Below are 26,449 nucleotides of genomic sequence, written 5' to 3' on the forward strand. Positions count from 1 at the left end.
GACGGTGGGCGGACCGGTCAGGGCGTGGGGACGGCGTCGAACACCGCGTCCACGAGCTGCTCCGGCGGCACGTTGTTGGCGAGCGCGTCGAACGTGCGCACGAGGCGGTGGCGCAGCACCGAGTACCGCACCGCCTTGATGTCGTCCGGGATGACGTACGCCCGGCCCGCGAGGATCGCGAGCGCCTGGCCCACGCGCATGAGCGCGATGCCGCCGCGCGGCGACGCGCCCACGCGCACGTGGCGCTCCAGGCCCGGCACCGGGCGGGGGCCCGAGAACCGCGTCGTGTTGATGAGGTCGACGACGTAGCGCTTGATCGAGTCGTCCACGTACACGTCGTCGACGAGACCACGCAGGAAGCGCACGTCGTCGAGCGAGATCGGCTGTGCCGTGAGGGGGCGCGACATCTGCCCGGTCGCGATGCGCTGGAGGATCTCGAGCTCCTGCGGCGGCGTCGGGTACGTGAGCACCTCCTTCATGAGGAAGCGGTCCATCTGGGCCTCGGGGAGCACGTACGTGCCCTCCTCCTCGATGGGGTTCTGCGTCGCGAGCACCATGAACGGGTCGGGGAGCGCGTAGTTCTCGCCGCCGATCGACGTCTGCTTCTCCTGCATCGCCTCGAGCATCGCCGACTGCGTCTTGGCCGACGAGCGGTTGATCTCGTCGAGCAGGACGACGTTCGCGTGCACCGGGCCGAGCTGGGTCGTGAACTGGCCGGTCGCGTAGTTGAAGATCTGCGTGCCGACGATGTCGTTCGGCATGAGGTCCGGCGTGCACTGGATGCGGTGGAACGAGCCGTCAACCGCCGCGGCGAGCGTCTGCGCCGCGGTCGTCTTGGCGAGGCCCGGGACCGACTCGAGCAGGATGTGCCCGCCCGCGAGCAGCGTGCTCACGAGCGCGGTACGCAGAGCCTCCTGCCCGACGACGCGCTGGTCGAAGACCTGGCCGACGCGCTTGAGCAGGTGGCTCGCGCGGTCGAGGTCCTGCGTCGAGATGCTGCCGTGCCCTGCGGCCATCGGTCGTCCTCCGGGTGGTGCGGGTGGTGTGGTCCCGTGCGCGGCCGGAGGGCGGACGGAGCCTCGCGAGCCCCCGGCGAACCCGGCCCAGTATGCCAGCGCGGACCCCGCCGGACCGGGCGTCGTCCACAGGTTCGGGTGGGGAGAGGTCCCCACGTGCGGTGCGCCGGGAATGCCCCGCGGGCGCGCTACGGTTGCCCCGGCATGAGCACCGACGCCCGTGACATCTCCCGTGACATCTCCCGTGACATCTCCCATGACACCGCCCGCGACGTCCCCGGCCGCGCCCCGCGCGCCCCGCTCGGGGACCCCGCGCTCCTCGACCTCGTCGCCGCGCGCCGCCAGGGCGTCCTCGCGACCGTGAAGAAGGACGGGCGGCCCCAGCTCTCCAACGTGCTCTACGTCTGGGACCCGGAGGAGGGGCTCGCGCGCGTCTCCGTCACCGCCGACCGCGCGAAGACCCGCAACGCGGCGCGCGACCCGCGCGTCTCGCTCCACGTGAGCGCGGAGGACTTCGCGGGCTACGCCGTCGTCGAGGGCGACGCCGAGCTGAGCGCCGTCGCGCTCGACCCCCACGACGCCGCCGCCGACGAGCTCGTCGCGACCTACCGTGCGGCCACGGGGGGCGAGCACCCGGACTGGGAGGAGTTCCGGCGCGCCATGGTCGCGGACCGCCGCCAGGTGCTGCGCGTGCGCGCGACGAAGGTCTACGGGATGGCCCGCCTGTCCCGGCCCTGAGCCGTGACCGGAGGGGCCCGCGCGGTCGATACCCTGGTGGGGTGACCACCACTGCCCTGCGCGGCGCGCCCTCGGACGCCCGACCCGCGAACCCGTGGTGGCTCGTCGTCGCCGGGCCGTTCGCCGTCGTCGTCGCGGTCGTCGCCGTGCTCGCCGCCGGCGCGTTCTCGGCCGCGTTCACCGTCCCCGCCGGCTTCCCGGACCCGGGCGCCCTCGCGCGCCTCGGCACCCCGGTCGTCACGGTGCTCACCGAGCTCGCCGTCGCGCTCACGCTCGGCTCGCTCGTCCTCGCGGCGTGCGTGCTGCCCGCCGGGACGCCCGTGCGCAAGGCGCTCGGCGTCGCGGGGGCGGCGTCGGCCACGTGGGCGGTGCTCACCGTCCTGCAGGTCGTGCTGCGCTACTCCTCCATCTCGAGCACGCCGGTCACCAACCCGACGTTCGGCGACCAGCTCGGCCTCTTCGTCTCGCAGGTCAGCCTCGGCCGGAACTACCTCGCGATCGTCGTCGTCGCGGCCCTGACCTCCGCCGTCGCGCTCGCCGTGCGCAGCGCGACCGGGGCGATGTGGACCGCGGCCCTCGCCCTCGTCGCCCTCGCGATGCAGGCCAACACCGGCCACGCGGCCGGCGCGGTGAGCCACGAGCTCGCCGTCTCCTCGATGTTCCTGCACCTGGCCGGCGCCGCGCTGTGGGTCGGCGGGCTCGGGACGCTCGCCGTCGTGCGCGTGCGCGGCGGCCTGGGCCGCGCGGACTTCGCGTCGTCCGTCGCGCGGTACTCCGCGATCGCGCTGTGGTGCTACGTCGCCGTCGCCGTCTCGGGCATCGCGAACGCGAGCATCCGGGTCGACTCCCTCGCCGGCCTGACGACGGACTACGGCATCCTCCTGCTCACCAAGCTCGCGCTCCTGCTCGTCCTCGGCGCGGTCGGCTTCGCGCACCGCGAGCTCGTCGTGCGTCGCCTCGCCGGCCCGACGGCGGCCGCTCGCCCGGCCCGGGACGACGCCCCGGCGAGCGGTGCCGGGACGGGCGGGACGTCGTCGTCCACGAGCGCACGGGCGGCGGCCGCGGAGGGCACGCGCTGGCTGTTCTGGCGCCTCGTCGCGGTCGAGCTCGCGATCATGGGCGCCGTGTCCGGCGTCGCGGTCGCGCTCGGGTCCACCGCCCCGCCGGTGCCGCAGGAGGAGCCGCTCGACACCTCCGCCGCGTACCAGGTGACGGGGCACGCGCTCCCGCCGGAGCCGACGCTCGCCCGCTGGTTCACCGAGTGGCGCTGGGACCTGCTGCCCGCGTTCGCGTGCGTCGCGGCGATCGTCGTGTACCTGCGCTGGGTGCGCCGTCTCGCGCGGCGCGGCGACTCGTGGTCGGTGGGGCGCACCGTCTCCTGGTGCCTGGGGATCGTCATCCTGTTCTGGGTCACGTCCGGCGGCCCGGCGATGTACGGCCACGTGCTGTTCAGCGCGCACATGGTCCAGCACATGATCCTCGCGATGGTCGTGCCGATCCTCCTCGTGCTCGCCGCCCCCGTGACGCTCCTGGTGCGCGCGGTGCCGCCGCGCAAGGACGGGTCGCGGGGACCGCGCGAGTGGGTGCTCGCCCTCGTGACGTCGCGCGTGGGCCAGTTCTTCGCGAACCCGATCGTCGCGGCGGTGAACTTCGCCGGCTCGATGATCGTCTTCTACTACACGCCCGCGTTCGAGTACGCGCTCACGACGTACGCCGGCCACCTCGTCATGCTGGTGCACTTCACGCTCGCGGGGTACCTGTTCGCGAACGCGCTCGTCGGCATCGACCCCGGCCCGCACCGCCCGCCCTACCCGCAGCGTCTGCTCCTGCTGTTCGCGACCATGGCGTTCCACGCGTTCTTCGGCGTCGCGCTCACCTCGGGCGAGGAGCTGCTCGTGCCCGAGTGGTTCGGCCTCCTCGGCCGCGAGTGGGGCCCGAGCGCCATCGCCGACCAGCAGCGCGGCGGCGCCGTCGCGTGGGGCATCGGCGAGCTGCCGACGCTCATCCTCGCGATCGTCGTCGCCGTCATGTGGACGCGCTCCGACGAGCGCGAGGCCAAGCGCCGCGACCGCCAGGCAGACCGCGACGGCGACGCCGAGCTCCAGGAGTACAACGACATGCTCGCCGAGATGTCGAAGCGGAACGACTGACCGACCCTGCCCCCTCCCTCCCCGACCCCCGTTCCTCGCCCCCTCTCCCGACGAACACGGGGTTGTCGACCGAGAATCCGTGATTTCGGTCGCTGATCGCGTGCTCGCGGGGCGGTGATGGGGGGCGACTCTTGTTGTGCACAGGGTCGGTGCCGGGCCGGGTGTCCACAGGGGGCGAAGGCTCGTGCCGCAGTGGACGAGGGTGTCGTGGTGCCATGCCGGCCATGGCGTTCTCACCGGAGCTGGACCGGCTCGTCGCTGCGCAGGCCGGGCTCGTGTCGATCGACCAGCTGCTCGCCGCAGGGGTCTCCTCGCGCGTCGCTCGTCGTCGCGTCGACTCGGGTGCCTGGGCGCGCGTCACGCGTGGTGTCTACGACCTCTGGCCGCCGGCCGGTCAGCGCTGGGACTGGGACCATCGACGGCGGAGATCGGCGTGGGCGGGCCTGCTCGCGTTCGGCCCGGAGGCCATCGCCGTCGGGACGACGGCGCTCGTGCTGCACGGCGTCCAGGGGATCCCCGTCGGGGTCGCCCCGGAGGTCGCCCTGCCCCGTGCGAGCGACCGCACCACGCGTGACGGCATCCGCCTGCGGCAGTTCGACGACGGGATGACGACCGTCCAGATCGGTGGGCGAGCCGTCGCGACCGTCGAGCGCGCCCTCGCCCAGGCGGTGCCCGAGCTGCCTCGCGCGCACGCGCTGGCCGTCCTGGACTCCGCGCTGCACCGGCGGTCGACCGACCCCGACGGGCTCGCGAGGGCGCACGACCTGGCACGAGGGCGTCGTGGCGTCGCCGCCACGCACGCGCTCTGGGGAATGGCGGACGGCCGCGCGGAGTCGCCGTTGGAGTCCTTCGGGCGGCTCGACTGCGTGGATGCGGGCGTGCCGCCCGACGTCCTCCAGCTGCCGGTCCTCAACGCGGACGGTCGCGTCGTCGCGCGGGGAGACATGGGTTGGCGCCTCGGTGGCGGGCGGTGGCTGGTGGCGGAGATGGACGGAGCGGACGTGCACTCCGACCCTCAGGCCGTGTACGCCGATCGCACGCGCCAGAACCGTCTCGCCGCCTCGGGCACGATCGAGCTGCTCCGGTTCACGGGTCGTGACGTGCCGGGCGGCGTCGGCCCCGCGGTACGAGCCTTCCTCGGCCATCGCGGCGCCCTCCCCGCGTGACAGAGGCCCGAACACGGGAAAGGCGACGGTCGAGCACGGGGTTGAAGACCCGAATCGGCGGATTCCGGTCTCTGATCCCGTGTTCGGCGGGAGCCGTTTCCGGGGGAGGGGCGTGATAGGACGTACGGGTGAGCAATCTGGCTGGCACGCCCGGTACACCCGACCCGACCGTGGGACCGTTCCACGATCTCGACCGATATCTCGCGATCCCGCGCGTCGGGGGCCTCGCGCTCTCGCCCGACGGGACGCGCCTCGTCACGACCGTCCAGACGCTCGACCCGCAGCGCACCGGGTACCGGGCGGCGCTGTGGGAGGTCGACCCGGCGGGCGAGGCGCCCGCGCGTCGGCTGACGCGCAGCACGAAGGGCGAGTCGAGCGCGACGTTCACCGGCGCGGGCGACGTGCTGTTCACGTCGGCGCGGCCCGACCCGGACGGCGGCTCCGACGACGACGCGACGTCGGCGCTGTGGCTGCTGCCGGCGTCGGGCGGGGAGGCGCGCGTGGTCGCCACGGCGCCCGCGGGCGTGAGCGGGCCGCTCGCGGCGACGGACGCGCCGATCGTGTCGGTCGCGGCGTCGGTGCTGCCGAGCGCGCGCGACCTCGCGCACGACGCCGAGCTCCGGTCGGCGCGCAAGGACGCGAAGGTCGCGGCGATCCTGCACAGCGCCTACCCGGTGCGGCAGTGGGACCACGACCGCGGTCCCGACGAGGCGCACCGGTTCGTCGGTGACCTCACGACGCTGGTCGACGCGCCCGCGCAGCCCCTCCCGGCCCCGGTCGCCCCGACCGACGCCCCGGCCGCCCCGACCGACGCGCCGGCGGGCTCGGGCAGCACCGCGCCGCTCACCGCCGCGCCGCTCGCCGCGGGAGCGCAGGGCACCGCCGCGGAGCACGCCGCCGAGCATGCCGCCGCCGAGCACGACGCGCGGCTGCTCGACCTGCGCGACGTGAGCCGCGGCGTCGGGCACGACGGCACGGCGCCGGGGCGCGCGCTGCACGAGCACTCGGCAGACCTGTCCGCCGACGGCACGACGCTCGTCACGACGTGGCAGGTGCCGGGTCCCGGCCCGCAGGTGCGCAGCACGCTCGTCGCGATCGACACGGCGACGGGCGCGCGCCGCACGCTCGTCGACGAGCCGCGCGCGGAGGCGCACTCGCCCCGGATCTCGCCCGACGGCGCGTGGGTCGCGTTCGTGCGCGAGACGATCTCGACGCCGCACCAGGCGCCGGAGGAGAGCCTCGCCGTCGTGCCGCTGCACGCGCCGGACGGGCCCGCCGGGACCGCGGAGGGCCACGACGACTCGGCGACGACGCGCGCCGAGAACCACGCGTCGCCGCGCACGCTCGTGCCGCACTGGGACCGCTGGCCGACGTCGCTGCGCTGGCTGCCCGACGGCTCGGGGCTGCTCGTCACCGCGGACGACGACGGCCGCGGCCCGGTCTTCCTCGTCCCCTTCGACCCCGCGGGCAACGGCGCTGCCGAGCACGGCACGGCGGAGCGCGTGACGAGCGACGACGCGACGTTCACGGACGTGCAGGTCGCGCCCGACGGCCGGACGCTCTACGCGCTGCGGACGAGCTACCTGGAGCCCGCGCACCCGGTGCGCGTCGACCTCGGGACGTTCCTCGACTCCGGCACGCCGGGCGGCCGCACGCCGGTGCCCGCGACGCCGCTGCGCGGCCCGGTCGCGACGCCCGACCTGCCGGGCACGCTCGTCGACGTCGAGACGGCGGCGGGGGACGACGTGCGTGTGCGGGGCTGGCTCGCGCTGCCGCACGGCGCGTCCGCGGAGGACCCGGCACCGCTGCTGCTGTGGATCCACGGCGGCCCGCTCGGGTCGTGGAACGCGTGGAGCTGGCGCTGGAACCCGTGGCTGATGGTCGCGCAGGGCTACGCGGTGCTGCTGCCGGACCCGGCGCTGTCGACCGGGTACGGGCAGGACTTCGTGCAGCGCGGGTGGGGCGCGTGGGGCAAGGCCCCGTACACGGACCTGCTCGCGATCACGGACGCCGTGGAGGCGCGCCCGGAGATCGACGCGACCCGGACGGCCGCGATGGGCGGGTCCTTCGGCGGGTACATGGCGAACTGGGTCGCGGGCCACACGGACCGCTTCCGCGCGATCGTCACGCACGCGAGCCTGTGGGCGCTCGACCAGTTCGGCCCGACGACCGACCACGCGTACTACTGGGCGCGCGAGATGACGGACGAGATGGCGCTGGAGAACAGCCCGCACCGGTTCGTCCAGGACATCGTGACGCCGATGCTCGTCATCCACGGCGACAAGGACTACCGCGTGCCGATCGGCGAGGGCCTGCGGCTCTGGTACGAGCTGCTCGCGTCGTCCGGGCTGCCCGCCGGCCCGGACGGCGACACGGTGCACCGGTTCCTCTTCTACCCGGACGAGAACCACTGGATCCTCCAGCCGCAGCACGCGAAGGTCTGGTACCAGGTGGTCCTGGCCTTCCTCGCGGAGCACGTGCTGGGGGCCGTCCCGGGCGAGGGCGACGCCGCGCTGCCGACGACGCTCGGCTGACCGGGTCGCCGCCCGCGGGCGGCGACCCGCAGGGCTTCCACCGACGGTCAGCGTCAGGCGACCGGCGTCAGGCGACGGTCGTCAGGCGACGGTCGACGGGAGCCCCGCGGCCGCCGCGCGCCAGCGCCGCACGAGGCGCCGGTCGGCGGCGCCGCGCGCGGCCGCCCACAGGCAGTGCTGGGTCGTCTCGCGGTGCTCGAGGAGCGCGTCGCGGTCGTTCTCGAGCGCCCAGAGCAGGGCGGTGCGCACCTCGGTGCGCGAGGGGGCGGAGGGCAGGGTGTCGTGCATGGTCCGTCTCGTCGTCCGTCGTTCTGCGGCGGCCGGTCGGCCGTCCACACGAGGAGACGGCAGAAGTCTCCGTCTGTGACGCGACTTCGGAGACTTTTTTCCGGAACGTGCACGATGTCTCACCCGGAGGTCAGGACACGGCGTCGACGATCACGGCCGCGAGGTCCCGGGGGCGCGAGAGCATCGGCCAGTGGCCGGTCGGGAGGTCGACGTAGGTGAGGTCTTCGACCTCGCCCAGCTCGGTGTGCAGGGGCGGCCCCGGGTGCGCCATCTCGGCGAGGACGGCGGACGGGATCGACGAGCAGACGGCGGTCGCGGGCACCCGCAGGCGCCGCGGGTCCGACACCCGCACGGCCCCCCGCGCGACGGTTCCCGGGGTGGGCACCGCCCGCTCGCGGAAACGCGCCAGCGCGGCCTCGTCCAGCCCGTCGACGCTCGACCCGGCCTCGGCGAGCTCCTCCCACGTCGGGAGCGGGACCTCTGCGGCATCGGCCGGAAGCTCCGGCGACAGCGCCGCGCCGTCGACGAGCGGGCCCGTGTCGACGTAGACGACGCGCTCGATGCGCGCGGGGTCCCGGTCGAGGGCCTCCTGCACGACCGGCCCGCCGCCGCTGTGCCCGACGAGCACGACGCGGCCGTCGAGCTCTTCGATGAGGCGCGTGACCGCGGCGACGTGGTCCGCGCGCGTGACGTGCGCGCGGTCGGCCGCGGTCGCGCCGGGCTCCAGGCCCGGCAGGGTCACCGGGTGGGGGACGAGGCCGGCGGCCTCGAGGTGGGGGACGACGTCGTCCCAGGCCCACGCGCCCAGCCAGAAGCCGGGGACGAGGACGACGTGGACGGGCTGCTCGGGTGTTCCGTGGGTGCTCATGCAGCCACCCTCGCAGGGTGTCGGTGACACCTGTCTGTCACCATTCTCGGGTGAACAGGACGGAGCGCCTCTACGCGCTCGCGGAGGAGCTGCGCCGCGCGGGCCGGACCGGGACGACGGGGCCGCGCCTCGCCGCGGCGCTCGAGGTGAGCGAGCGGACGATCAAGCGCGACGTCGCCGCGCTCCAGCAGGCCGGGCTCACGATCTGGGCCCAGGCGGGCCCCGGGGGCGGGTACGTGCTGGACCCGAGCGCGTCGCTGCCGCCCGTGAACTTCACGCCCGGCCAGGCCGTCGCCGTGGCCGTCGCGCTCGCGACGCTCCCGCCCGGCAGCCCGTTCGCGGTCGACGCCCTCGCCGCCCGCGGCAAGGTGTGGGACGCGCTCGGCGCGGGCGACCGCGCGCGGGCCGAGGCGCTCGCCGCCCGCGTGTGGGTCCGCCACGCCGCGCCGGACCCGGACCTGCCCGACGCCGTCCCGCCTGCGAGCCCGCCCGACGCCGTCCCGCCCGCGAGCCCGCCCGACGTCGTCCCGCCCGCAGCAGGCCCGCCCGCCGTCCCGGCCGACGCCGTCCCGCCCGCCGCCGTCCACCCGGATGAGCCGCACGGCGACACGACCGCGTCCGGCCGCGGCGACGTCGTCGGGCGTGCGCGGACCCACCTCGGGGTGCTGCGCGCGGTCGAGCAGTCGATCGCGGGCGGGCGCGTGCTGGCGATCCGCTACCGGGACGGGCGCGGGGCGACGTCGACGCGTCGCGTGGAGCCCGTGCTGCTCGCGCACACCGACGGCCGCTGGTACCTCGTCGCGTGGTGCCGCACGCGCGAGGCGATCCGCTGGTTCCGGCTCTCGCGCGTCGAGCGGGCGGACCTCACCGCGGAGGCGTACGACCCGCGCCCCGTCGCGGACGTGGGGGAGCCGCCCCCGGGCTCGGCCGCGGTGTACCGCCCCGACCCCGCGTGACCCGGGGTCAGTCGCCGCGCAGGACGCAGAACTCGTTGCCCTCGACGTCCGCCAGGACGACGAACGTCTCGTGCTCGCCCTGCCCGACGTCGACGCGGCGCGCGCCGAGCTCTTCGAGCCGTGCGACGTCGGCGGCCTGGGTCGACGACGAGAAGTCGAGGTGGAGGCGGTTCTTCACCGTCTTGCCCTCGGGGACGCGCTGGAAGACGAGGCTCGGTGGCCCGAGGATCGTCTCGCCGTCGCGCGGGAAGAGCACGGCCTCGCCGTGCGGCCCGGTCTCGCGCCCCGTCCACCCGAGCGCGGCCTGCCAGAAGTCCGCCACGACGGCGGGGTCGGCGCAGTCGACCACGGTGCCGCTGAAGGTGAGTGTCATGCCGCCAGTGTGACGCGCGCCACCCACACCGGGGGCGGTTCTCAGTCCGCGGCGGGCAGCGGCTCGACGAGCCGGCCGACGAGCGCCGGGAGCCAGTCCGCGCTCTGGGCGCGCTGCACGGCGTCGTCGCCCGCGGGGCTGAGGAACGCGTCGCGCGCCGCGCTCGTGTACGCGCTGATCAGCACGCGCGTCGCGGCGGCCGGGTCGATCGCGAACCGCATGCCGACCTCGGTGAGCACGCGGGTGAGGATGCCCGCGAGCTCGGCGCGGAACGACTCCTCCTGGTCCGCGAACCGCGCCGCGACCTGCGGGTCGCGCAGCGCGAGCAGCTCGAGCTCCGCGCTCATGAGGCACCAGCGGCGCTCGTCGCGCGGGTCGGCCATGACGGCCGCGACGATCGCGGCGATGGTGTCGGGCGCGATGACGCCGTCCCGGACCGGGTCGTCGGGCAGGTGCTCGACGGCGGCCTCGAGGTTGCGCATGCGCGTCCGGATCTCGCGCTCCGTGAGGGCGAGGAACAGCGACTCCTTCGACTCGAAGTTCGAGTAGAACGCGCCGCGGGTGAAGCCCGCGGCCTCGCACACCGCCTCGATCGAGGTGCCGTTGATGCCGTGCTCGGCGAAGAGGCCGTAGGCGGCGTCGAGCAGGCGCTCGCGCGTGCGCTCGCGGCGCCGCGAGAGCGGCGCGTCGCTCTCCGCGCGGTCGACTCGGGTCGGGTCGAGGTCCGTCGTCACGCCGGACATGCTCCCACTGTCGGACGGCGCCGCCCGAACCGGGCGGCCTTGCGATGCACGAGTGTATCCGATACGTTCGCGCATCGGATACAGCGGCGTATCCTCGAATCCGTCTGCACTCTCCCCGGGAGGCCGCTCGTGTCCTCAGCGCTGTACTCGCTCGGCCGTTGGGCGGTCGGGGCGCGCCGGCTCGTCCTCGTGGCCTGGATCGGCATCCTCGTGCTGGCCGGAGGGCTCGCCGGGCTCGTCGGTCAGGGCCTCGACGACGAGGTGACCATCCCCGGCACCGAGTCCCAGGCGGCGCTCGACCGTCTCGCCGCCACGTTCCCGCAGGTCAGCGGGGCGTCCGCGCAGGTCGTCGTCGTCGCTCCCGACGGGTCGACCATCGAGGACGACGCCGTCCGCGGCCCCGTGGAGGACGCCGTCACCGCGCTCGGCGACGTCGACGGCGTCGCCGCCGTCACCTCCCCCTACGACGACACCATGCCCGCGTCGGTCAGCGACGACGACGTCGCGACCCTCATGACCGTCCAGCTCGACGAGGGCCAGAGCGAGGTCACCGACGCCACGAAGGACGCGCTCGGCGACGTCGTCGACGACCTCGCCGCGGCCCTGCCCGACGGCGCGCAGGCCGCGCTCGGCGGGCAGCTCTTCAGCACCGAGTTCCCGACCCTCACCGTCACCGAGGCGCTCGGCCTCCTCGTCGCGCTCGTCGTGCTCGTGCTCACGTTCGGCTCGTTCGTCGCCGCCGGTCTGCCGCTCCTCAACGCCGTCGTCGGGGTCGGCGTGAGCATGGGGCTCCTGTTCGCCGCGACCGCCGTCGCGCAGATCAACTCCACGACCCCGATGCTCGCCGTCATGCTCGGCCTCGCCGTCGGCATCGACTACGCGCTGTTCATCGTGTCGCGGCAGCGCGACGAGCTCGCGACCGGCCTCAGCGTCGAGGAGGCCACGGCGCGGGCCGTCGCCACCGCCGGCTCGGCCGTCATCTTCGCGGGCCTCACCGTCATGATCGCGCTCGTCGGCCTCGGCGTCGCCGGCATCCCGTTCCTCACCGTCATGGGCGTCGCCGCCGCCGTCGGGGTCGGGCTCGCCGTCCTCGTCTCGATCACGCTGCTGCCCGCCATGCTGGGCTTCGCGGGCGAGCGCCTCCGCCCGAAGGCACCGCGCCGTCGAGGGCGTGGGCGACGGCGTGCGGCCGCGGGAGCGGACGGCGGAAGGTCGACCGGGGCGACCGGGGCGACCGGGGCGACCGGGGCGACCGGGGCGACCGGGGCGACCGGGTCGCGCGGGCGACGGACCGGACGAGCGGTGGGGGCGGCCTCGGATGCGACAGGGCGTCAAGCCGCGCTCGTGAACCCCCGCCCGGACGACCCGGGTGACGGCGCGGCAGCCCCGAGCACCGAGGGCGCCCCCACCGCGGACCCGACCCGGGACCTCTCCGACCCGACCCGGGACGCCTCCGACCCGACCCGAGACGTCTCCGACCCGACCACGACCGGGCACCGCAACCGCTTCTTCGCGGGGTGGGTGCGCGCCGTCACGCGGATCCCGCTGCTGACCATCGGGCTCGTCGTCGCCGCGATCGTGCTGCTCACGCTGCCGGCGCGCGACCTGCAGCTCGCGCTGCCCGACGCAGGGACGCTGCCCGAGGACAACCAGGCGCGCGTCACGTACGACCTGGTGTCGGAGCACTTCGGCCCGGGCTTCAACGGGCCGCTCATCGTCACGGGCACGATCGTCACGTCGACGGACCCCGTCGGTCTCATGAACGACCTGGGCGACGAGATCGCGGACCTCCCGGGCGTGGCGGATGTGCCGCTCGCGACGCCGAACCTCACGGCGGACACGGGCATCGTGCAGGTCGTCCCGACCGGCGCGCCGGACTCGGAGGAGACGAAGGACCTCGTCACGGAGATCCGCGCGCAGCACGACCACTTCCTCGACGAGTACGGCGTCGACCTCGCGGTCACGGGCTTCACGGCCGTCGGGATCGACGTCTCGGCGAAGCTCGGGGCGGCGCTGCTGCCGTTCGCGTTCGTCGTCGTCGGCCTGTCCCTCGTGCTGCTGACGATGGTGTTCCGGTCGGTCGCGGTGCCGATCAAGGCGACGCTCGGCTACCTGTTCTCGGTCGGTGCCGCGTTCGGCGTCGTGACGCTCGTGTTCGAGCACGGGTTCCTCGCGGACGCGCTGCACGTGACACGGCTCGGGCCGGTCATCTCGTTCATGCCGATCGTCCTCATGGGCGTGCTGTTCGGCCTCGCGATGGACTACGAGGTGTTCCTCGTGGCGCGCATCCGCGAGGACTACGTGCACTCGGGCCAGGCCCGGCGGTCGATCTTCACGGGGTTCCAGGCGTCGGCGAAGGTCGTCACCGCGGCCGCGGTCATCATGTTCGCCGTGTTCGTGGCGTTCGTGCCCGAGGGCGACATGAGCCTCAAGCCCATCGCGCTCGGCCTCGCGGTGGGCGTCCTCGTCGACGCGTTCGTCGTGCGCATGACGCTCGTCCCGGCCGTGCTCGCGCTGCTCGGCGACAAGGCGTGGTGGATGCCGCGCTGGCTCGACCGGGTGCTGCCGTCGTTCGACGTCGAGGGCGAGGGGCTGTCGAAGGAGCTCGCGCTCGCGGACTGGCCGGAGCCGGGCAGCACGGACGCGGTCGTCGCGCACGACCTCGTGGTCGCCGGCGCGCGCGGCCCGCTGGCCGAGCCGGTCACGGTCCGGGTGCCCGACGGCGGGTCGCTCGTCGTGCACGGGGAGTCGCCCGCGGCGGTGTCCGGGGTCGTGCTCGCGCTCGCGGGGCGCCTGCGCCCGACGAGCGGGGCGCTCAAGGTCACGGGCCTCGTGCTGCCGGAGCGTGCGCTGACCGTGCGGCGGCGCGTCGCGCTCGTGGACCTCGCGGCGGACGTCGCCGCGCTCCCCGGCGACGCCCCGGCGCCCGCGGCGCACCGCGTGCCGGCGGCGGCGAGCGTCGCCGAGGTCCTGCGCGAGCGGCCCCGGCTCCTCGCCGTCGTCGGGACCGACGCCGTCACGTCGCCCGCCGAGCGGGCCGCGCTGGCCGAGGTGCTCGCCGACGCGGCGGGTCGCGGCACGGCGGTGGTGCTGGGCGCCGTCGGGCCCGCACCGACGGACCTCGCCCCGCCCGGGACGCCCGTGCTCGACCTGCACGACCCGCACCAGCCCGACCGCACCGTCCCCGCCGCGCCCGTCGTCGGCCCGCGCACCGAGGAGGTGCCCGCATGAGCGTCTTCCCGCCCGAGCCGGTCCCGACCGACCCGACCGCCGACCCGACCGCCCACCCGACCGCGCCGGCGGCACCGACCGGCGGGGCGCGCCCCCGTCGCGTCGACGCCCGGCGCGCGTGGACCGTGGCCGCCGCCGTCGCGCTGCCCCTCGCCGTCCTCGGCCTGCTCCTGTGGGCGCTGTGGAACCCGCAGGAGCGGCTGGACACGGTCAAGGCCGCGGTCGTGAACCTCGACGAGCCGGTCGAGGTGGACGGCCAGACCGTCCCGCTCGGCCGTCAGCTCACCGCCGGGCTCGTCAGCGGCGGCGCCGCCTCGACCGACACCGGCGCGGTCGCCGTGCAGCCAGACCCGGGGACGACGAACTACGACTGGGTCATCACCGACGCGGACGACGCCGCGGCCGGGCTCGCCGACGGCACGTACGCGGCCGTCGTGACGATCCCGGAGAACTTCTCCGCGGCGGCCACGTCGTTCGGCGGCGACCCGTCGGCCGCGACGCAGGCCACGCTGTCCGTCGAGACGACGCCGGGCGGGCGGGTCGTCGACGAGGCGCTCGCGCGCATCGTCACCACGACCGCGACGTCGGTGCTCGGCACGACGCTCACCGAGAACTACGTGGACGGCGTCCTCACCGGCTTCACGACGCTCCACGACCAGCTCGGCGAGGCGGCCGACGGCGCGGACCAGCTCGCCGACGGCGCCGCCCAGGCGAGCGACGGGGCGACGCAGCTCGCGTCGGGCGCGGGCGAGGTCGCCACCGGGGCGAGCGCGCTCGCGTCCGGCGTCGGCGAGCTCGGCACGGGCGCGGACGGCCTGGCCGCCGGGGTCGGGGAGCTCGGCAGCGGCGCGGACCAGCTCGCGTCGGGCGCGCAGGGCGTCGCGAGCGGCGCCCAGGGCCTCGCCGCGGGGTCGCGGCAGGTGGCGGACGGCGTCGGGCAGAGCGCCGCGGGCGCGGGGCAGCTCGCCTCCGGGGCGCAGAGCCTCGCGGGCGGCGTGGGGGAGCTGTCCACCGGGGCGTCGGACCTCGCGAGCGGGCTCGGCGCGCTCGACGCCTCGATCGCGGACGTGCGGCTGCCCGACGGCACGTCGACGGGCCGGTCGCTCCCGGAGACCGCGACCGCGCTCGCGACGGGCTCGCGCGACGTGGCGGGCGGCCTCGCCCAGGTCGTCGCCGGTCTGGAGCAGCAGAAGGTCGCTGCCGGGTGCGCGCAGGACCCGGCGAGCCCGACGTGCCAGGCGCTCGACCAGCAGCTCGCCGCGCTGCGCCCGCTCGCCGCGGGCGCGGCGGGCGTCGCCGCGGGGAACGAGGCCCTGGCGGGCTCGCCGTCGGGCCAGGGTGGCGCCCCGACCGGTCTGTACGCGCTCGCGGCGGGCGTCGACCGGCTCGCTACTGGCGCCGACGATCTCGCCGCAGGCGCGGCGCAGGCGTCGACCGGGGCCGCCGGCGTGGCCCAGGGCGCGGCCGCGCTCTCCACCGGGCTCGGGCAGCTCGCGCCCGGCGCGGACCAGGTCGCGGACGGCGCGGCGCAGCTCTCCGGCGGCGCGGGCCAGCTGTCCACCGGGGCCGACGGCCTGGCCGCCGGGGTCGGGGCGCTCGGCAGCGGCGCCGACCGGCTCGCCGACGGCGTCGGCGCCCTCGGGACCGGCGCGGACCAGCTCGCGACCGGCACCCAGGAGCTGGCGACGGGCGCGGGCGACCTCGCGGGCGGCGTCGGGCAGCTCGCGGGCGGCACGTCCGACCTCGCCGACGGTCTGGGCGAGGCGACCGGGCAGATCCCCTCGTACACCGACGCGGAGCGCGAGAACCTCGCGAGCGTCGTGGCCGACCCCGTGGCCGCGCCCGGCGTCGACGACCTCGGGACCGGCTCGACCGGCCCGCTGTTCGCGGTGCTCGCGCTGTGGCTGGGCGCGCTCGCGATCTTCGTCGCGTTCCCGCCGGTCCCGGCACGGCTCCTCGGGTCGACGCGCGGCCCCGGCCGGCTCGCGCTCGCGGCGCTCGCGCTCCCGGCCGGGATCGCCGCGGCGACCGGTCTCGTCGTCGGCGGCGTCCTCGCCGCGGTCGAGGGTGCGAGCGTGGGCGGCTGGATCGGTCTGCTCGCGTCCGGGGCGCTCGCGTCGGTCGTGTTCGTCGCGCTCAACCAGGCGCTCGCCGCGCTCCTCGGGAACGTGGGGCGCGCGATCGGCCTGCTCGTCGCGGTGCTGCTCGTCGCGACCGGCATCGTCGCGACCGTCCCGGCTGCGCTCACGAGCCTGCGCGACGTCCTGCCGGTGGGCTCGGCGCTCCGCCTGCTCACGTCGATCGTCGACCCCGGCGCGGCCGGGGGAGCGGGCGACGCCGTGGCCCTGGTCCTGTGGGGCCTCGTGTCCGTCGCGGTGACGACGCTCGTCGTCGCGCGCCGCCGGTCCGTCCGGGTGGAGCAGCTCCTGCGCGCCTGACGCGGGTGCGGCGCGCCGCGGTGCGCGTGTGGGCGGCTGCCGCCAGACTCGCTCGGCAGGACGCGGGCGGCGGGAGCCGTCCGCCGGGCGAGGGGACGGTGCACCGATGGACCAGCAGAAGGCACGAGAGATCAAGTCGCAGCTCGCGGACTACGCGCGCGAGCTCGCCGAGCGGTCGGGCCTGCCGGGCCGGTCGGGCACGGCGATCGAGGCTCGCGACGTGCCCGACGCCGCGGAGGTCGTGCGCGCCCCCACGCTCGCGATCGGGCTCGCCCCGCACGACGACGGCGGGTACGCGATCGCGGTCCGGTACCGCCTCGGGGTGCCCACCGCGCGCAGCATCGCGCGCAAGGTCGCCTCCGAGGCGGGCGACACGGTGGACGTGCGGCGCACGGGACGCATCCGTCCGCTCGCCGCCGCGCCGGGCGCCGGGCGTGCCCGCGGCGACGGCCCGGGCGTCCGCCCGCCCGTCGTCACCGCGTACGCGACCGGCGAGACCGGCCGCGTCCGGCCGCTGCGGCCCGGGGTCTCCGTCGCGCACGTGGACGTCACCGCGGGGACGCTCGGGGCGTTCGTACGCGTCGCGCCGCCCGCGGTCGACGGCGCCGACGAGGCCTCGGTCTACGCGCTGTCCAACTGGCACGTGCTCGTCGGCTCGCCGGCCGCGCGGGTGGGGGACGTCGTCGTGCAGCCCGGCCCGGCCGACGGCGGTCGCGCGCCCGACGACCGCGTGGGGACCCTCGCCGGGCTGGTCCCGCTGGAGGCGGGGGTCACGCAGACCGTGGACGCCGCGGTCGCGCTGCTCGACGACCCGGACGTCGACCCGGAGTACCCGGTCGGCCGGATCACGACGACGGCGGTCGCGCTGGGCGGCGAGGTGGTGAGCAAGTCGGGCCGGACCACGGGCGTCACCGCGGGGCGGGTCACGGCGATCGAGCTCGACGACGTCGTCGTCGGGTACGGCGACGGGCTCGGCGCGCTGCGCTTCGACGACCAGATCGAGGTCGAGTCCACGGGAGACGGGCCTTTCTCGCGGGGCGGCGACTCCGGGTCGCTGGTGTACCGCGAGGACGGCGTGGCGCTGGGGCTGCTGTTCGCGGGGTCGGAGACCGGCGGCGCGAACGGCACGGGGCTCACGTACTGCAACCCGATCGGGACGGTCCTCGATCGGCTGGGGGCGACGCTGCTCGGCCGAGCCGGCGCGACGCCGTCCGGCTGAACCGCCGCGACGTTGCTCGGGACGCTCGGCCCTGCCCCCCGGCCGTCGTCGGGCGCACAATGGGTGCGGGAGGTGGTTGCCGTGGCGACCCTCGAACGAGCCCGGGAGGCCAAGGCCGCGCTGCGCGACGAGCTCGCGGGCCTCGACGGCGTGACCGGCGTCGGCATCGCGCGCGCCGACCTGACGGGCGCCCCGGTGCGCGGGGCCGGGACGTCCGGCGTCGGCGACGACTGGCTGCTGCGCGTGAACGTGACGTCCGACGACGTCGCGGTCCCCGAGACCGTGGACGGCGTCGACGTGGAGGTGCGCGTCGTCGGCGACGTGACGGCGTCGCGCGCCTGAGCCTCCGCGCCACGACCCGTCCGCCGCACGACGCGTGCCCGGCACCGCACCGCGAGGGTGCGGCACCGGGCACGAGGGCGCCGGGACGACGCGCGGCCGGTGATCCGTGCGGTCAGGCGGCGCGCGCGTACCGGGCCGGGTCGGCGTCGAACAGCGGGCCGCACGACGAGCAGCACAGCCAGTAGCGCACGCCCTCGTGGTCGCGCACGAGCCCGGCCGCCTCGGCGTGGGCCTTCGCGACCATGCTCCCGCGCATCACGGGGCACTCGGCGAGGTCGTCGTCCGCCGCCTCACCCGTGGCAGGCGCGACCCCCGCGGCGGTCGCGGGCGCGTGGTGGTGCGCCGTGTGGTGCGCACCGTGGTGCCCGCCGTCGTGCGGGTGGTCGTCGTGGCCGGGGTGCGTGTCGTCGTGGTGCTGGCACATGCGGGGTCCTCCTGGAGGGTCGTCGGTCGGGATCGGAGTCGGGGTCAGACGCCGGCGAGCCGGGCCGTCGGCGCGGTCGGGGCGGCCGTGCCGGGGTGCGTGCCGGTCGCGCGGCTGGAGAACGAGCGCAGCCGCAGGCTGTTGCCCACCACGAAGACGCTCGAGAACGCCATCGCGGCGCCGGCGAGCATGGGGTTGAGCAGGCCGAGCGCGGCGAGCGGGATCGCGGCGACGTTGTAGGCGAAGGCCCAGAAGAGGTTCACCTTGATCGTCCCGAGCGTCCGCCGCGCGAGCCGGATCGCGTCGGCTGCGGAGCGGAGGTCGCCCCGCACGAGCGTGATGTCGGCGGCCTCGATCGCGACGTCCGTGCCCGTCCCCATGGCGAGGCCCAGGTCCGCCTGGGCCAGCGCAGCGGCGTCGTTCACACCGTCGCCGACCATCGCGACGACCTTGCCCTCACCCTGGAGCCTGCTGACGACGTCGACCTTGTCGCGCGGCATGACCTCCGCGATCACCTCGTCGATGCCGACCTCGGCCGCGATCCGTCGGGCGACGGTCGCGTTGTCCCCGGTGAGGAGCACCGGGGTGAGGCCGAGCGCGCGGAGCTGGCGGATCGCCTCGGCGCTCGTGGGCTTGACCGCGTCGGCCACCACGAGGATGCCGCGGGCCTGCCCGTCCCAGCCGACGACGACGGCCGTGCCGCCCTGCTCCTCGGCGCGCGCCTTGGCGTCGGCGAGCTCGCGCGGGAGGTGCTGCGCCCACTCGGCGAGGAGCGACTCGCGGCCGACGAGCACGGCGTGCCCGTCCACGACGCCCTGCACGCCCTTGCCCTCGACGTTGGTGAACTCCGTGGGCACGGGCAGCGGGCCGACCTCCTGGACCGCGCCGCGGGCGATCGCCCGGGCGACGGGGTGCTCGGAGGCGTCCTCGAGCGCGCCCGCGAGGCGCAGGAGCTCCGCGCGGTCCGTGCCCGTCCCGGTGACGACGTCGGCGAGCGTCATGACGCCCGTCGTCACGGTGCCGGTCTTGTCGAGCACGACGGTGTCCACGGAACGCGTGGACTCCAGGACCTCCGGCCCCTTGATGAGGACGCCCATCTGCGCGCCGCGTCCCGTCCCGACGAGCAGCGCCGTCGGGGTGGCGAGGCCCAGGGCGCACGGGCACGCGATGATGAGGACCGCGACGGCGGCCGTGAACGCCGCCGAGGCCGGGGCACCCGCCCCGAGCCACGCGCCCAGCGCGCCGACGGCGATCGCGATGGCGATGGGGACGAAGATCGCGGAGACCCGGTCGGCGAGGCGCTGGACCTGCGCCTTGCCGGACTGCGCGTCCTCGACGAGGCGCGCCATCTGCGCGAGCTGGGTGTCGCCGCCGACGCGCGTCGCGCGCACGACGAGCCGCCCGCCGGCGTTGACGGTCGCCCCGGTGACGGCGTCGCCCTCCCCGACCTCGACGGGCACGGACTCGCCCGTGAGCATCGACGCGTCGACGGCGGACGTGCCGGCCACGACCGTGCCGTCCGTCGCGATCTTCTCGCCCGGGCGCACGACGAACTCGTCGCCCACGGCGAGGTCGGTGATCGGGACGCGGGTCTCCACGCCGTCGCGCAGCACCGCGACGTCCTTCGCGCCGAGCTCGAGCAGGGCGCGCAGCGCGGCGCCCGCCTGCCGCTTGGACCGCTTCTCGAAGTAGCGGCCCGCGAGGATGAACGTCGTGACGCCCGCGGCGACCTCGAGGTAGATGTTCGCCGCGCCGTCGGTCCGGGCGACCGAGAGCGTGAACGGGTGCGTCATGCCCGGCTCCCCGGCCGTGCCGAGGAAGAGCGCGTACAGCGACCAGAGGAACGCCGCGCTGGTCCCGACGGAGATCAGGGTGTCCATGGTGGCCGCGCCGTGGCGCAGGTTGGTCCACGCGGCGCGGTGGAACGGCCACGCCGCCCACACCACGACGGGCGCGGTGAGCACGAGGCTCGCCCACTGCCAGTACGTGAACTGGAGCGCGGGGACCATCGCCATGGCGATGACCGGGACCGACAGCACGACGGCGCCGACCAGCCGGTGCCGCAGCGCGGTGAGCTCGGGGTCGTCCGCGTCCGTGCCCGCGTCCTCCTCGGAGGCGGGGGCCTCGGCGCGCGGGACCTGCGCCGTGTAGCCCGTCTTCTCGACCTCCGCGATGAGCGTGGCCGCGTCGACGCCGTCCGGGACGGTGACTCTCGCCTTCTCGGTCGCGTAGTTCACGGTCGCGGTGACGCCGTCGAGCCGGTTGAGCTTCTTCTCGATCCGCATGGCGCACGAGGCGCAGGTCATCCCCCCGATCTCGAGCTCGACGAACGTCCCCGGCGACGGGGCGGCCGATGCCGTCATGAGGTTCTCCTTCCGGCCGGGCAGCGGGCTGCCCGGTGCAGGGTGGTCAGTGGTCGTCGTGCGCGGCGGGGTCGTCGTCGGCCGGGGCGTCGCCCGGGGCTTCGCCCGGGGTCGACGTGGCGCCGGTGGCCTCGACGGTGAAGGCCGCGGTGCGCACCTGGCCCTCGACCTGGAAGTCGAGGTACAGGAGGTACCGGCCCGCGGTCGGTGCCTCGACGGCGAACGCCACGGTCGGGCCCGAGGCCTCGCCCGGCGCTGCCTCGGCGCCCTCGGGGTGGGCGTGCAGGTAGGCGAGGTCGCCGTCGCGAAGGGCGACGAGGTGGCCGAACGCGCCGAGGTACGGCTCGAGCGTCGTCACCGGCTCGCCGTCCCGCGTGACCTCGAGCGCCAGCCTCGAGACCGTACCGGCCTCGAGGCTCCCCTCGAGCGCGACGTCGTACCCGTCCACCGAGGCGGTGGTCGTGGGGGCGTCGGCCCGCACGGGCACGACCTCGCCCGCGACCTCGACGGTGCGGCTCAGGGTGAGCGGGTCGCCCCCGGTGGGGACGGTGTCGGCGTACACGCGGTAGGTGCCCGCGGCGTCCCACGTCCAGGGCACCGACCAGCGGCCGGCGTCGTCCAGCTCGGGGTGGGCGTGGCGGTAGTGCGCCCCGTCGGAGCGCACGACGACGAGGTGCAGGCGCTGCTCGTGCGCGACGGCGAAGTCGGTCACCGGCGCGCCCGCGGGGTCTGTCAGGGTGAAGGCGAGCTCGCCGGGCGTGCCGGGCGACTGCGGCGCCTCGACCTCGCCGAGCGTGTAGCCGCCCTGCTCCAGGGACGGTCCGCCGACCATGTCCGCTCCTCTCGTGGTCTCCTGCGGGGGGTCGTCGCTCGTGGCGGCGTGCTGCTCCGGCGCGTGCGCGGCGGGCGGCTCCGACAGCGCGCCCTCGGGGACGACGGCGCCCGCGACCGCGGCCGAGGCCACGAACACGACCCCGAGCCCGGCGACGTAGAGCGCGATCCGGGCGGGGGCTCTCATCGCGTCCGCTCCGCCGTGTAGCCGGCCTCGTCGACGGCGGCGAGGACCGCGGCGTCGTCGAGGGGCTGGTCGGCCGTGACGACCAGCCGACCGGTGGTCGCGCTCACGTCGATCGCGGTGACGCCGGGCACCTGCCCGACCTCCTCGCGCACCGACATCTCGCAGTGGCCGCACGTCATCCCGGTCACCTGGTACTCGATCTCGACGATGCTCACGACGTTCCTCCTCGGTGCTTATACCCCCATGGGGTATGACTAGGATGGCGAATATACCCACAGGGGGTATTGAGGTCAAGGAGGAGAGATGGGCGACGTGGCGGACGTGGTGGTGGTCGGCGGCGGAGCAGCCGGGCACGCCGCCGTGACGACGCTGCGCGGCGAGGGGTTCGACGGTCGCGTCGTCCTCGTGCACGGCGAGGAGGGGGAGCCGTACCTGCGCACCCTCGTCGACAAGGCGATCCTCCAGGGACTGCTCACCGCGGAGCAGGCCGCCCTGCCCGTGCCGCCCGACGTCGAGCTCGTGCGGGGGCGCGCGATCGGGCTGGACCCCGCGCGGCGGGCCGTCGTCCTCGCGGACGGGCGCGAGCTCACCCCCACCACAGTCGTCCTCGCGACGGGCGCGGTGCCTCGGCCCGGCCCGGCCGTGGACCGCGTCCCGGCGCTCGCGGGCGCCGACGGCGGGGAGCCCCGCGTGGTGCACCTGCACACCGCACGGGACGCCGAGCGGCTGCGTGCCCTGCTCGGCCCCGATCCCGCGCGGCGCACGGTCACCGTGCTCGGCGCCGGGTTCGTCGGTTCCGAGACCGCCGCCTGGCTCGCCGAGGTCGGCGCGACCGTCCACCTCGTCGCCCGCTCGCGGCTCCCGCTCGCGGGGGCGCTCGGGACCGCCGTTGCGCGCGCCGTCGCCCTGCGCCACGAGGAGCACCTCGACGCCCACCTCGGCCGCCGGGTCGAGGCGGTGACCGAGCACCCGGGCGGCGTCACCGTGCGCCTCGCGGGCGGGGCGACCCTGGAGTCCGACCTCGCGGTCGTCGCGCACGGCACCGCGCCCGCCGCACCCGGCACCGGCGGCGGCGTCGACGTCGACGACCGCCTCGCCGTCCCCGCCGCGCCCGGCCTGTTCGCCGCCGGGGCGGTCGCCGTCCACCGGGACCGGCGCGGACGACGGTTCCGGACCGACCACTGGGACGCCGCGGTCGCGCAGGGAGCCCACGCGGCGCGCGCCGTCCTGCGTCGTCTCGTCGGCGGCCCGGATCTCGGCCCGTACGTGCCGGACGCCGGCTTCTCCCTCGTGCTGCACGGCGCCCAGGTCGCCGGGTTCGGCGTCGCGGTGCCCGGCGCGACCCCGGAGCACCGCACGCTCGACGGCGGCGGGCTGCTCACCGAGCTGCGTGTCGCGGGCGACCTGGTCGCCGTGGTCGGCCTCGGCGCGACGCGGGAGCTCCACGCGCTGCGCCGAGACCTGCGCCGGCCCTAAGAGGAGCTACGTCATCCATGCCATGCTCTGTCGACGACCCCCCGGGAGGTGAAACGTCCATGCCACGCAACCTCGATGAACTGATCGCTCACGGTGACGAGCTCGCCGGGCTGTTCGAGCGCACGGGCCCTGACGCGTTCCGAGAGCCATCGACCCGTAGCCTTCTCGCGCACGCTGCGATGCGCCGTGCGGCTGCCGAACGCGACCTGCGGAGTGCAGTCGTCGCTGCGAAGCGTGACGGGATGGCGTGGGACGAGGTCGGTTCTATCCTCGGCGTCTCCGGCGAGGCAGCGAGAAAGCGCTACCGGGCCGCACTCGGTGAGGGCACCGACGAAGCAGCCGCGGTGCCCAGGGAGGCGTCCGGCGTCGATCAGGCGGACGAGACCCGCCTCGTCGTCCAGGCTGCGGACCGTGACCATCCGGAAGAGACCGCGGCGAGGTTGCTCGCTCACCTCGGACAGGGCGAGCGCGCTGCCGTCCTCGACCTCGTCGCCGCGCTTCAGGCCGCCACCACGCGGAACATCGCCCGAGAGCTCGGTGTCGAGTTCCCGAAGGACACGCCGTCGGTCGCCTGACCTCGACGGCCGGGTGGGCTCCTCAGTCGGCGGTCCGCAGCGCGCCGGCGCGCGAGAATGGTCGCGTGACCACCGAGCGACTTCCCCGTGTCCGCGCGTCCGAGCTCGTCGGGCGCGGCTGGCTCAACACCGGCGGCCGCGACCTGACCCTCGCCGACCTGCGCGGCAAGATCGTCCTGGTCGACTTCTGGACCTTCTGCTGCGTCAACTGCCTGCACGTCCTCGACGAGCTGCGCGAGCTCGAGGAGCGGCACCGAGACGTGCTGGTCGTCGTCGGCGTGCACTCGCCGAAGTTCGAGCACGAGGCGGACCCGGCGGCGCTCGCGGCCGCGGTCGAGCGGTACGAGGTCCACCATCCCGTGCTCGACGACCCGGAGCTCGTCACCTGGTCCGCGTACGCGGCGCGCGCCTGGCCGACGCTCGTGGTCGTCGACCCCGAGGGCTACGTCGTCGCGCAGATGGCGGGGGAGGGGCACGCGTCCGCGATCGCCGCGCTCGTCGAGGAGCTCGTCGCGGAGCACGACGCGAAGGGCACGCTGCACCGGGGCGACGGCCCGTACGTGGCGCCCGAGCCGTCGTCGGGCACGCTGCGCTTCCCCGCGAAGGCGATCGAGCTGCCCGGTGGCAACATCCTCGTCGCGGACGCCGGGCACCACGCGCTCGCCGAGCTCCTGCCCGACGGCGAGACCCTCGTCCGGCGCATCGGGTCCGGCGAGCGCGGGCTCGCCGACGGCGACCCCGAGGACGCGCGGTTCGCCGAGCCGAACGGGCTGTGCCTCGTCCCGGAGCGCGAGCGTGCGACGTACGGGTTCGACGTCCTCGTGGCGGACACCGCGAACCATGCGCTCCGCGGGGTACGGCTCGCCGACGGGCACGTGACGACGGTCGCGGGCACGGGCGACCAGTTCATGGTGGGCGGGGTCGAGAACGTGGTCGTCCCTGACGACGAGGGCACGCCCCGGTTCGGACCGTTCGATCCGGGCTCCACCTACGACCCGCGCGACGTGCGGCTCTCCTCGCCGTGGGACGTCGCCTGGTCGGACGAGCTGGCCGGCTTCGTCGTGGCGATGGCGGGCCATCACACGTTGTGGGCCTTCGACTGGTGGAAGCTCGGGCTGCTGGCCGGGACGATGAACGAGGGTCTGGAGGACGGGCCGGGAGCGTCGGCCTGGTTCGCCCAGCCGTCCGGGCTGGCGGTCGCACCCGACGGCGCCGTCTGGGTCGCCGACGCCGAGACCTCGGCGCTGCGCCGCGTGTCCGGGCTGGGCGGTGGCGTCGCCGTGGTGCCCGAGGGCGTCGAGGTGCGGACCGCCGTCGGGCAAGGGCTGTTCGACTTCGGCCACCGCGACGGCCCGGCCGAGCAGGCGCTGATGCAGCACCCGCTCGGGGTCGCGACGCTGCCCGACGGGAGCGTCGTCGTCGCCGACACCTACGACGGCGCGCTGCGCCGGTTCGCGCCCGCGGCCGGTGACGCCGGGAGCGTCGGGGACGACACCTTCGGAACCCGCCTCGCCGGCGAGGTCACGACCCTGGCGACGGGCCTCGCGGAGCCGAGCGGCGTCGTCGTGCAGGTGGGCGAGGGGCCGGACGGCGAGCCGCAGGTCCACCTGCTCGTCGTGGAGTCCGCGGCGCACCGCCTGACGCGCGTCGCGCTCCCGGCGTCGCTCGCGGGCGAGGTGCTCGACGGCGGCGCGCACCGCACGCAGCGCCCCGTCACCGACATCGGGGCCGGGCCGCTGTGGCTCGACGTGCCGTTCGTCCCGGCGCCGGGGCAGAAGCTCGACGACCGGTTCGGTCCGTCGACGGAGCTGCGCGTGAGCGCGACGCCGCCCGAGCTCCTGCTGTCCGGGGAGGGCGTCGGCGTCGAGCTCGGGCGCGACCTGGTCATCAACCCCGCGGTCGGGGAGGGCGTGCTGCACGTGACGGCCCGGGCGGCGTCGTGCGACGTCGTCCCGCTCGGCCCCGACGGCGAGCCCGACCCGGACGTGTTCCCCGCGTGCCACCTCGCGCAGCAGGACTGGGGCGTGCCGGTCCGCGTGGTCGACCGCGGCGAGCCGGGCGACGTCCCGTCCCTCACGCTCCCGCTGCGCGGCTGACGAGGTAGTCCGGCTCGCCGTCGTCGAGCTCGTCGTCGAACCGGCGCTGGGCCGCCTCGACCTCGCGGCGGTGCGCGTCGACCCAGGCGAGCAGCGCGTCGACGGGCTCGCGGAGCGACTTGCCGAGCGGGGTGATGCGGTACTCGACCGCGACGGGCCGGGTGCGGACCACGCGACGGTCGACGATGCCGTGGCGCTCGAGGCGCCGCAGCGTCGCCACGAGCGACTTCTGCGTCACGGCAGGGATCGCGCGCCGGAGCTCGTTGAACCGTGCGGGGCCGTCGCAGAGGGTCTCGAGGACGTGGACGGACCACGTGTCGAGCACCTGGTTCAGCAGGCGCCGGTGGTCGTCGCCGATCTCCAGACGGTGCGACGCGGGTGGTGGGGCGGTATCGGGCACGACACCTCGTCTCGTTGAAGTGCGTTCGGGCGATC

Annotated in this window: 22 protein-coding genes; 12 read left to right on the forward strand and 10 right to left on the reverse strand. The window is 75.7% G+C overall.

Annotation, left to right across the window (positions count from 1 at the left end):
• Window positions 1–17: 17 nt before the first annotated feature.
• Window positions 18–1,016: an AAA family ATPase gene (locus tag RSE42_RS01770; RefSeq protein ID WP_415297720.1), complete on the reverse strand. Its 999-nt coding sequence runs from the start codon at window positions 1,014–1,016 to the stop codon at window positions 18–20.
• A 204-nt stretch (window positions 1,017–1,220) separates the two neighbouring features.
• Here RSE42_RS01770 and RSE42_RS01775 point away from each other — a divergent pair, with 204 nt between their 5' ends.
• The 4 genes from RSE42_RS01775 to RSE42_RS01790 all read left to right on the forward strand — a co-directional run bounded on the left by RSE42_RS01775 (window position 1,221) and on the right by RSE42_RS01790 (window position 7,604).
• On the forward strand, window positions 1,221–1,754 hold the full coding sequence (locus RSE42_RS01775; protein ID WP_415297721.1) for a PPOX class F420-dependent oxidoreductase: 534 nt from the start codon (window positions 1,221–1,223) through the stop codon (window positions 1,752–1,754).
• A gap of 41 nt (window positions 1,755–1,795) precedes the next feature.
• On the forward strand, window positions 1,796–3,904 hold the full coding sequence (locus tag RSE42_RS01780) for a cytochrome c oxidase assembly protein (RefSeq protein WP_415297722.1): 2,109 nt from the start codon (window positions 1,796–1,798) through the stop codon (window positions 3,902–3,904).
• Between the two features lie 224 nt (window positions 3,905–4,128).
• Window positions 4,129–5,070: a type IV toxin-antitoxin system AbiEi family antitoxin domain-containing protein gene (locus RSE42_RS01785; protein WP_415297723.1), complete on the forward strand. Its 942-nt coding sequence runs from the start codon at window positions 4,129–4,131 to the stop codon at window positions 5,068–5,070.
• A 137-nt stretch (window positions 5,071–5,207) separates the two neighbouring features.
• Window positions 5,208–7,604 (forward strand): prolyl oligopeptidase family serine peptidase, encoded by a 2,397-nt coding sequence (locus tag RSE42_RS01790; protein WP_415298814.1) that lies wholly within the window; start codon window positions 5,208–5,210, stop codon window positions 7,602–7,604.
• Between the two features lie 81 nt (window positions 7,605–7,685).
• On the opposite strand, the gene RSE42_RS01795 is transcribed toward RSE42_RS01790, so the two are convergent.
• Both RSE42_RS01795 and RSE42_RS01800 read right to left on the reverse strand, forming a co-directional pair.
• A complete protein-coding gene (locus RSE42_RS01795) occupies window positions 7,686–7,892 on the reverse strand; it encodes a hypothetical protein (protein ID WP_061267027.1) in 207 nt (68 codons plus the stop codon).
• A 130-nt stretch (window positions 7,893–8,022) separates the two neighbouring features.
• The gene (locus tag RSE42_RS01800; protein ID WP_137279864.1) at window positions 8,023–8,760 is read right to left on the reverse strand and encodes an alpha/beta fold hydrolase; all 738 of its coding nucleotides are present in this window, start codon (window positions 8,758–8,760) and stop codon (window positions 8,023–8,025) included.
• Window positions 8,761–8,810: 50 nt separating this feature from the next.
• Between RSE42_RS01800 and RSE42_RS01805 the strand changes: the two genes are divergently transcribed.
• Entirely contained in the window at window positions 8,811–9,716 is a 906-nt protein-coding gene (locus RSE42_RS01805) for a helix-turn-helix transcriptional regulator (protein WP_171467313.1), read from the forward strand.
• 7 nt (window positions 9,717–9,723) lie between these two features.
• Here the strand turns inward: RSE42_RS01805 and RSE42_RS01810 are convergent, their stop codons facing one another.
• Both RSE42_RS01810 and RSE42_RS01815 read right to left on the reverse strand, forming a co-directional pair.
• Complete coding sequence (locus tag RSE42_RS01810; RefSeq protein ID WP_415297724.1) at window positions 9,724–10,089, reverse strand: VOC family protein; 366 nt, start codon at window positions 10,087–10,089, stop codon at window positions 9,724–9,726.
• A 41-nt stretch (window positions 10,090–10,130) separates the two neighbouring features.
• Window positions 10,131–10,832, reverse strand: a complete 702-nt coding sequence (locus tag RSE42_RS01815) for a TetR/AcrR family transcriptional regulator (protein ID WP_415297725.1) — start codon at window positions 10,830–10,832, stop codon at window positions 10,131–10,133.
• Between the two features lie 129 nt (window positions 10,833–10,961).
• Here RSE42_RS01815 and RSE42_RS01820 point away from each other — a divergent pair, with 129 nt between their 5' ends.
• The 4 genes from RSE42_RS01820 (at window position 10,962) to RSE42_RS01835 (ending at window position 18,062) form a co-directional block, all read left to right on the forward strand.
• Window positions 10,962–14,063, forward strand: coding sequence for an MMPL family transporter (locus tag RSE42_RS01820; protein WP_415297726.1), 3,102 nt, complete (start codon window positions 10,962–10,964; stop codon window positions 14,061–14,063).
• A complete protein-coding gene (locus RSE42_RS01825) occupies window positions 14,060–16,501 on the forward strand; it encodes a YhgE/Pip family protein (protein ID WP_415297727.1) in 2,442 nt (813 codons plus the stop codon). The genes RSE42_RS01820 and RSE42_RS01825 overlap by 4 nt, the downstream gene beginning before the upstream one ends.
• Before the next feature lie 106 nt (window positions 16,502–16,607).
• Entirely contained in the window at window positions 16,608–17,720 is a 1,113-nt protein-coding gene (locus tag RSE42_RS01830) for a hypothetical protein (protein WP_415297728.1), read from the forward strand.
• Between the two features lie 81 nt (window positions 17,721–17,801).
• Window positions 17,802–18,062, forward strand: a complete 261-nt coding sequence (locus tag RSE42_RS01835) for a hypothetical protein (protein WP_228485195.1) — start codon at window positions 17,802–17,804, stop codon at window positions 18,060–18,062.
• A gap of 112 nt (window positions 18,063–18,174) precedes the next feature.
• Here RSE42_RS01835 and RSE42_RS01840 read toward each other — a convergent pair whose 3' ends face one another.
• The 4 genes from RSE42_RS01840 to RSE42_RS01855 are packed head-to-tail and all read right to left on the reverse strand — an operon-like array spanning window position 18,175 to window position 22,076.
• Window positions 18,175–18,486, reverse strand: a complete 312-nt coding sequence (locus RSE42_RS01840) for a hypothetical protein (RefSeq protein ID WP_043658900.1) — start codon at window positions 18,484–18,486, stop codon at window positions 18,175–18,177.
• A gap of 44 nt (window positions 18,487–18,530) precedes the next feature.
• Window positions 18,531–20,849, reverse strand: a complete 2,319-nt coding sequence (locus tag RSE42_RS01845) for a heavy metal translocating P-type ATPase (RefSeq protein WP_415297729.1) — start codon at window positions 20,847–20,849, stop codon at window positions 18,531–18,533.
• A 46-nt stretch (window positions 20,850–20,895) separates the two neighbouring features.
• Entirely contained in the window at window positions 20,896–21,867 is a 972-nt protein-coding gene (locus RSE42_RS01850; protein ID WP_415297730.1) for a heavy-metal-associated domain-containing protein, read from the reverse strand.
• On the reverse strand, window positions 21,864–22,076 hold the full coding sequence (locus RSE42_RS01855) for a heavy-metal-associated domain-containing protein (protein WP_085951370.1): 213 nt from the start codon (window positions 22,074–22,076) through the stop codon (window positions 21,864–21,866). Before RSE42_RS01855 ends, RSE42_RS01850 begins: the two co-directional genes overlap by 4 nt.
• A gap of 94 nt (window positions 22,077–22,170) precedes the next feature.
• Between RSE42_RS01855 and RSE42_RS01860 the strand changes: the two genes are divergently transcribed.
• The 3 genes from RSE42_RS01860 (at window position 22,171) to RSE42_RS01870 (ending at window position 26,014) form a co-directional block, all read left to right on the forward strand.
• Window positions 22,171–23,343, forward strand: a complete 1,173-nt coding sequence (locus RSE42_RS01860; RefSeq protein ID WP_415297731.1) for an FAD-dependent oxidoreductase — start codon at window positions 22,171–22,173, stop codon at window positions 23,341–23,343.
• Window positions 23,344–23,402: 59 nt separating this feature from the next.
• Window positions 23,403–23,918 (forward strand): hypothetical protein, encoded by a 516-nt coding sequence (locus RSE42_RS01865; RefSeq protein ID WP_415297732.1) that lies wholly within the window; start codon window positions 23,403–23,405, stop codon window positions 23,916–23,918.
• A 65-nt stretch (window positions 23,919–23,983) separates the two neighbouring features.
• Window positions 23,984–26,014 (forward strand): NHL domain-containing thioredoxin family protein, encoded by a 2,031-nt coding sequence (locus RSE42_RS01870; protein ID WP_415297733.1) that lies wholly within the window; start codon window positions 23,984–23,986, stop codon window positions 26,012–26,014.
• Here the strand turns inward: RSE42_RS01870 and RSE42_RS01875 are convergent.
• A complete protein-coding gene (locus tag RSE42_RS01875; RefSeq protein ID WP_051028499.1) occupies window positions 25,992–26,414 on the reverse strand; it encodes a winged helix-turn-helix transcriptional regulator in 423 nt (140 codons plus the stop codon). The genes RSE42_RS01870 and RSE42_RS01875 overlap by 23 nt on opposite strands.
• Window positions 26,415–26,449 lie beyond the last annotated feature (35 nt).

Source organism: Cellulosimicrobium sp. SJTW-1 (assembly GCF_047716875.1).
In the GTDB taxonomy this organism is placed as follows: domain Bacteria; phylum Actinomycetota; class Actinomycetes; order Actinomycetales; family Cellulomonadaceae; genus Cellulosimicrobium; species Cellulosimicrobium funkei.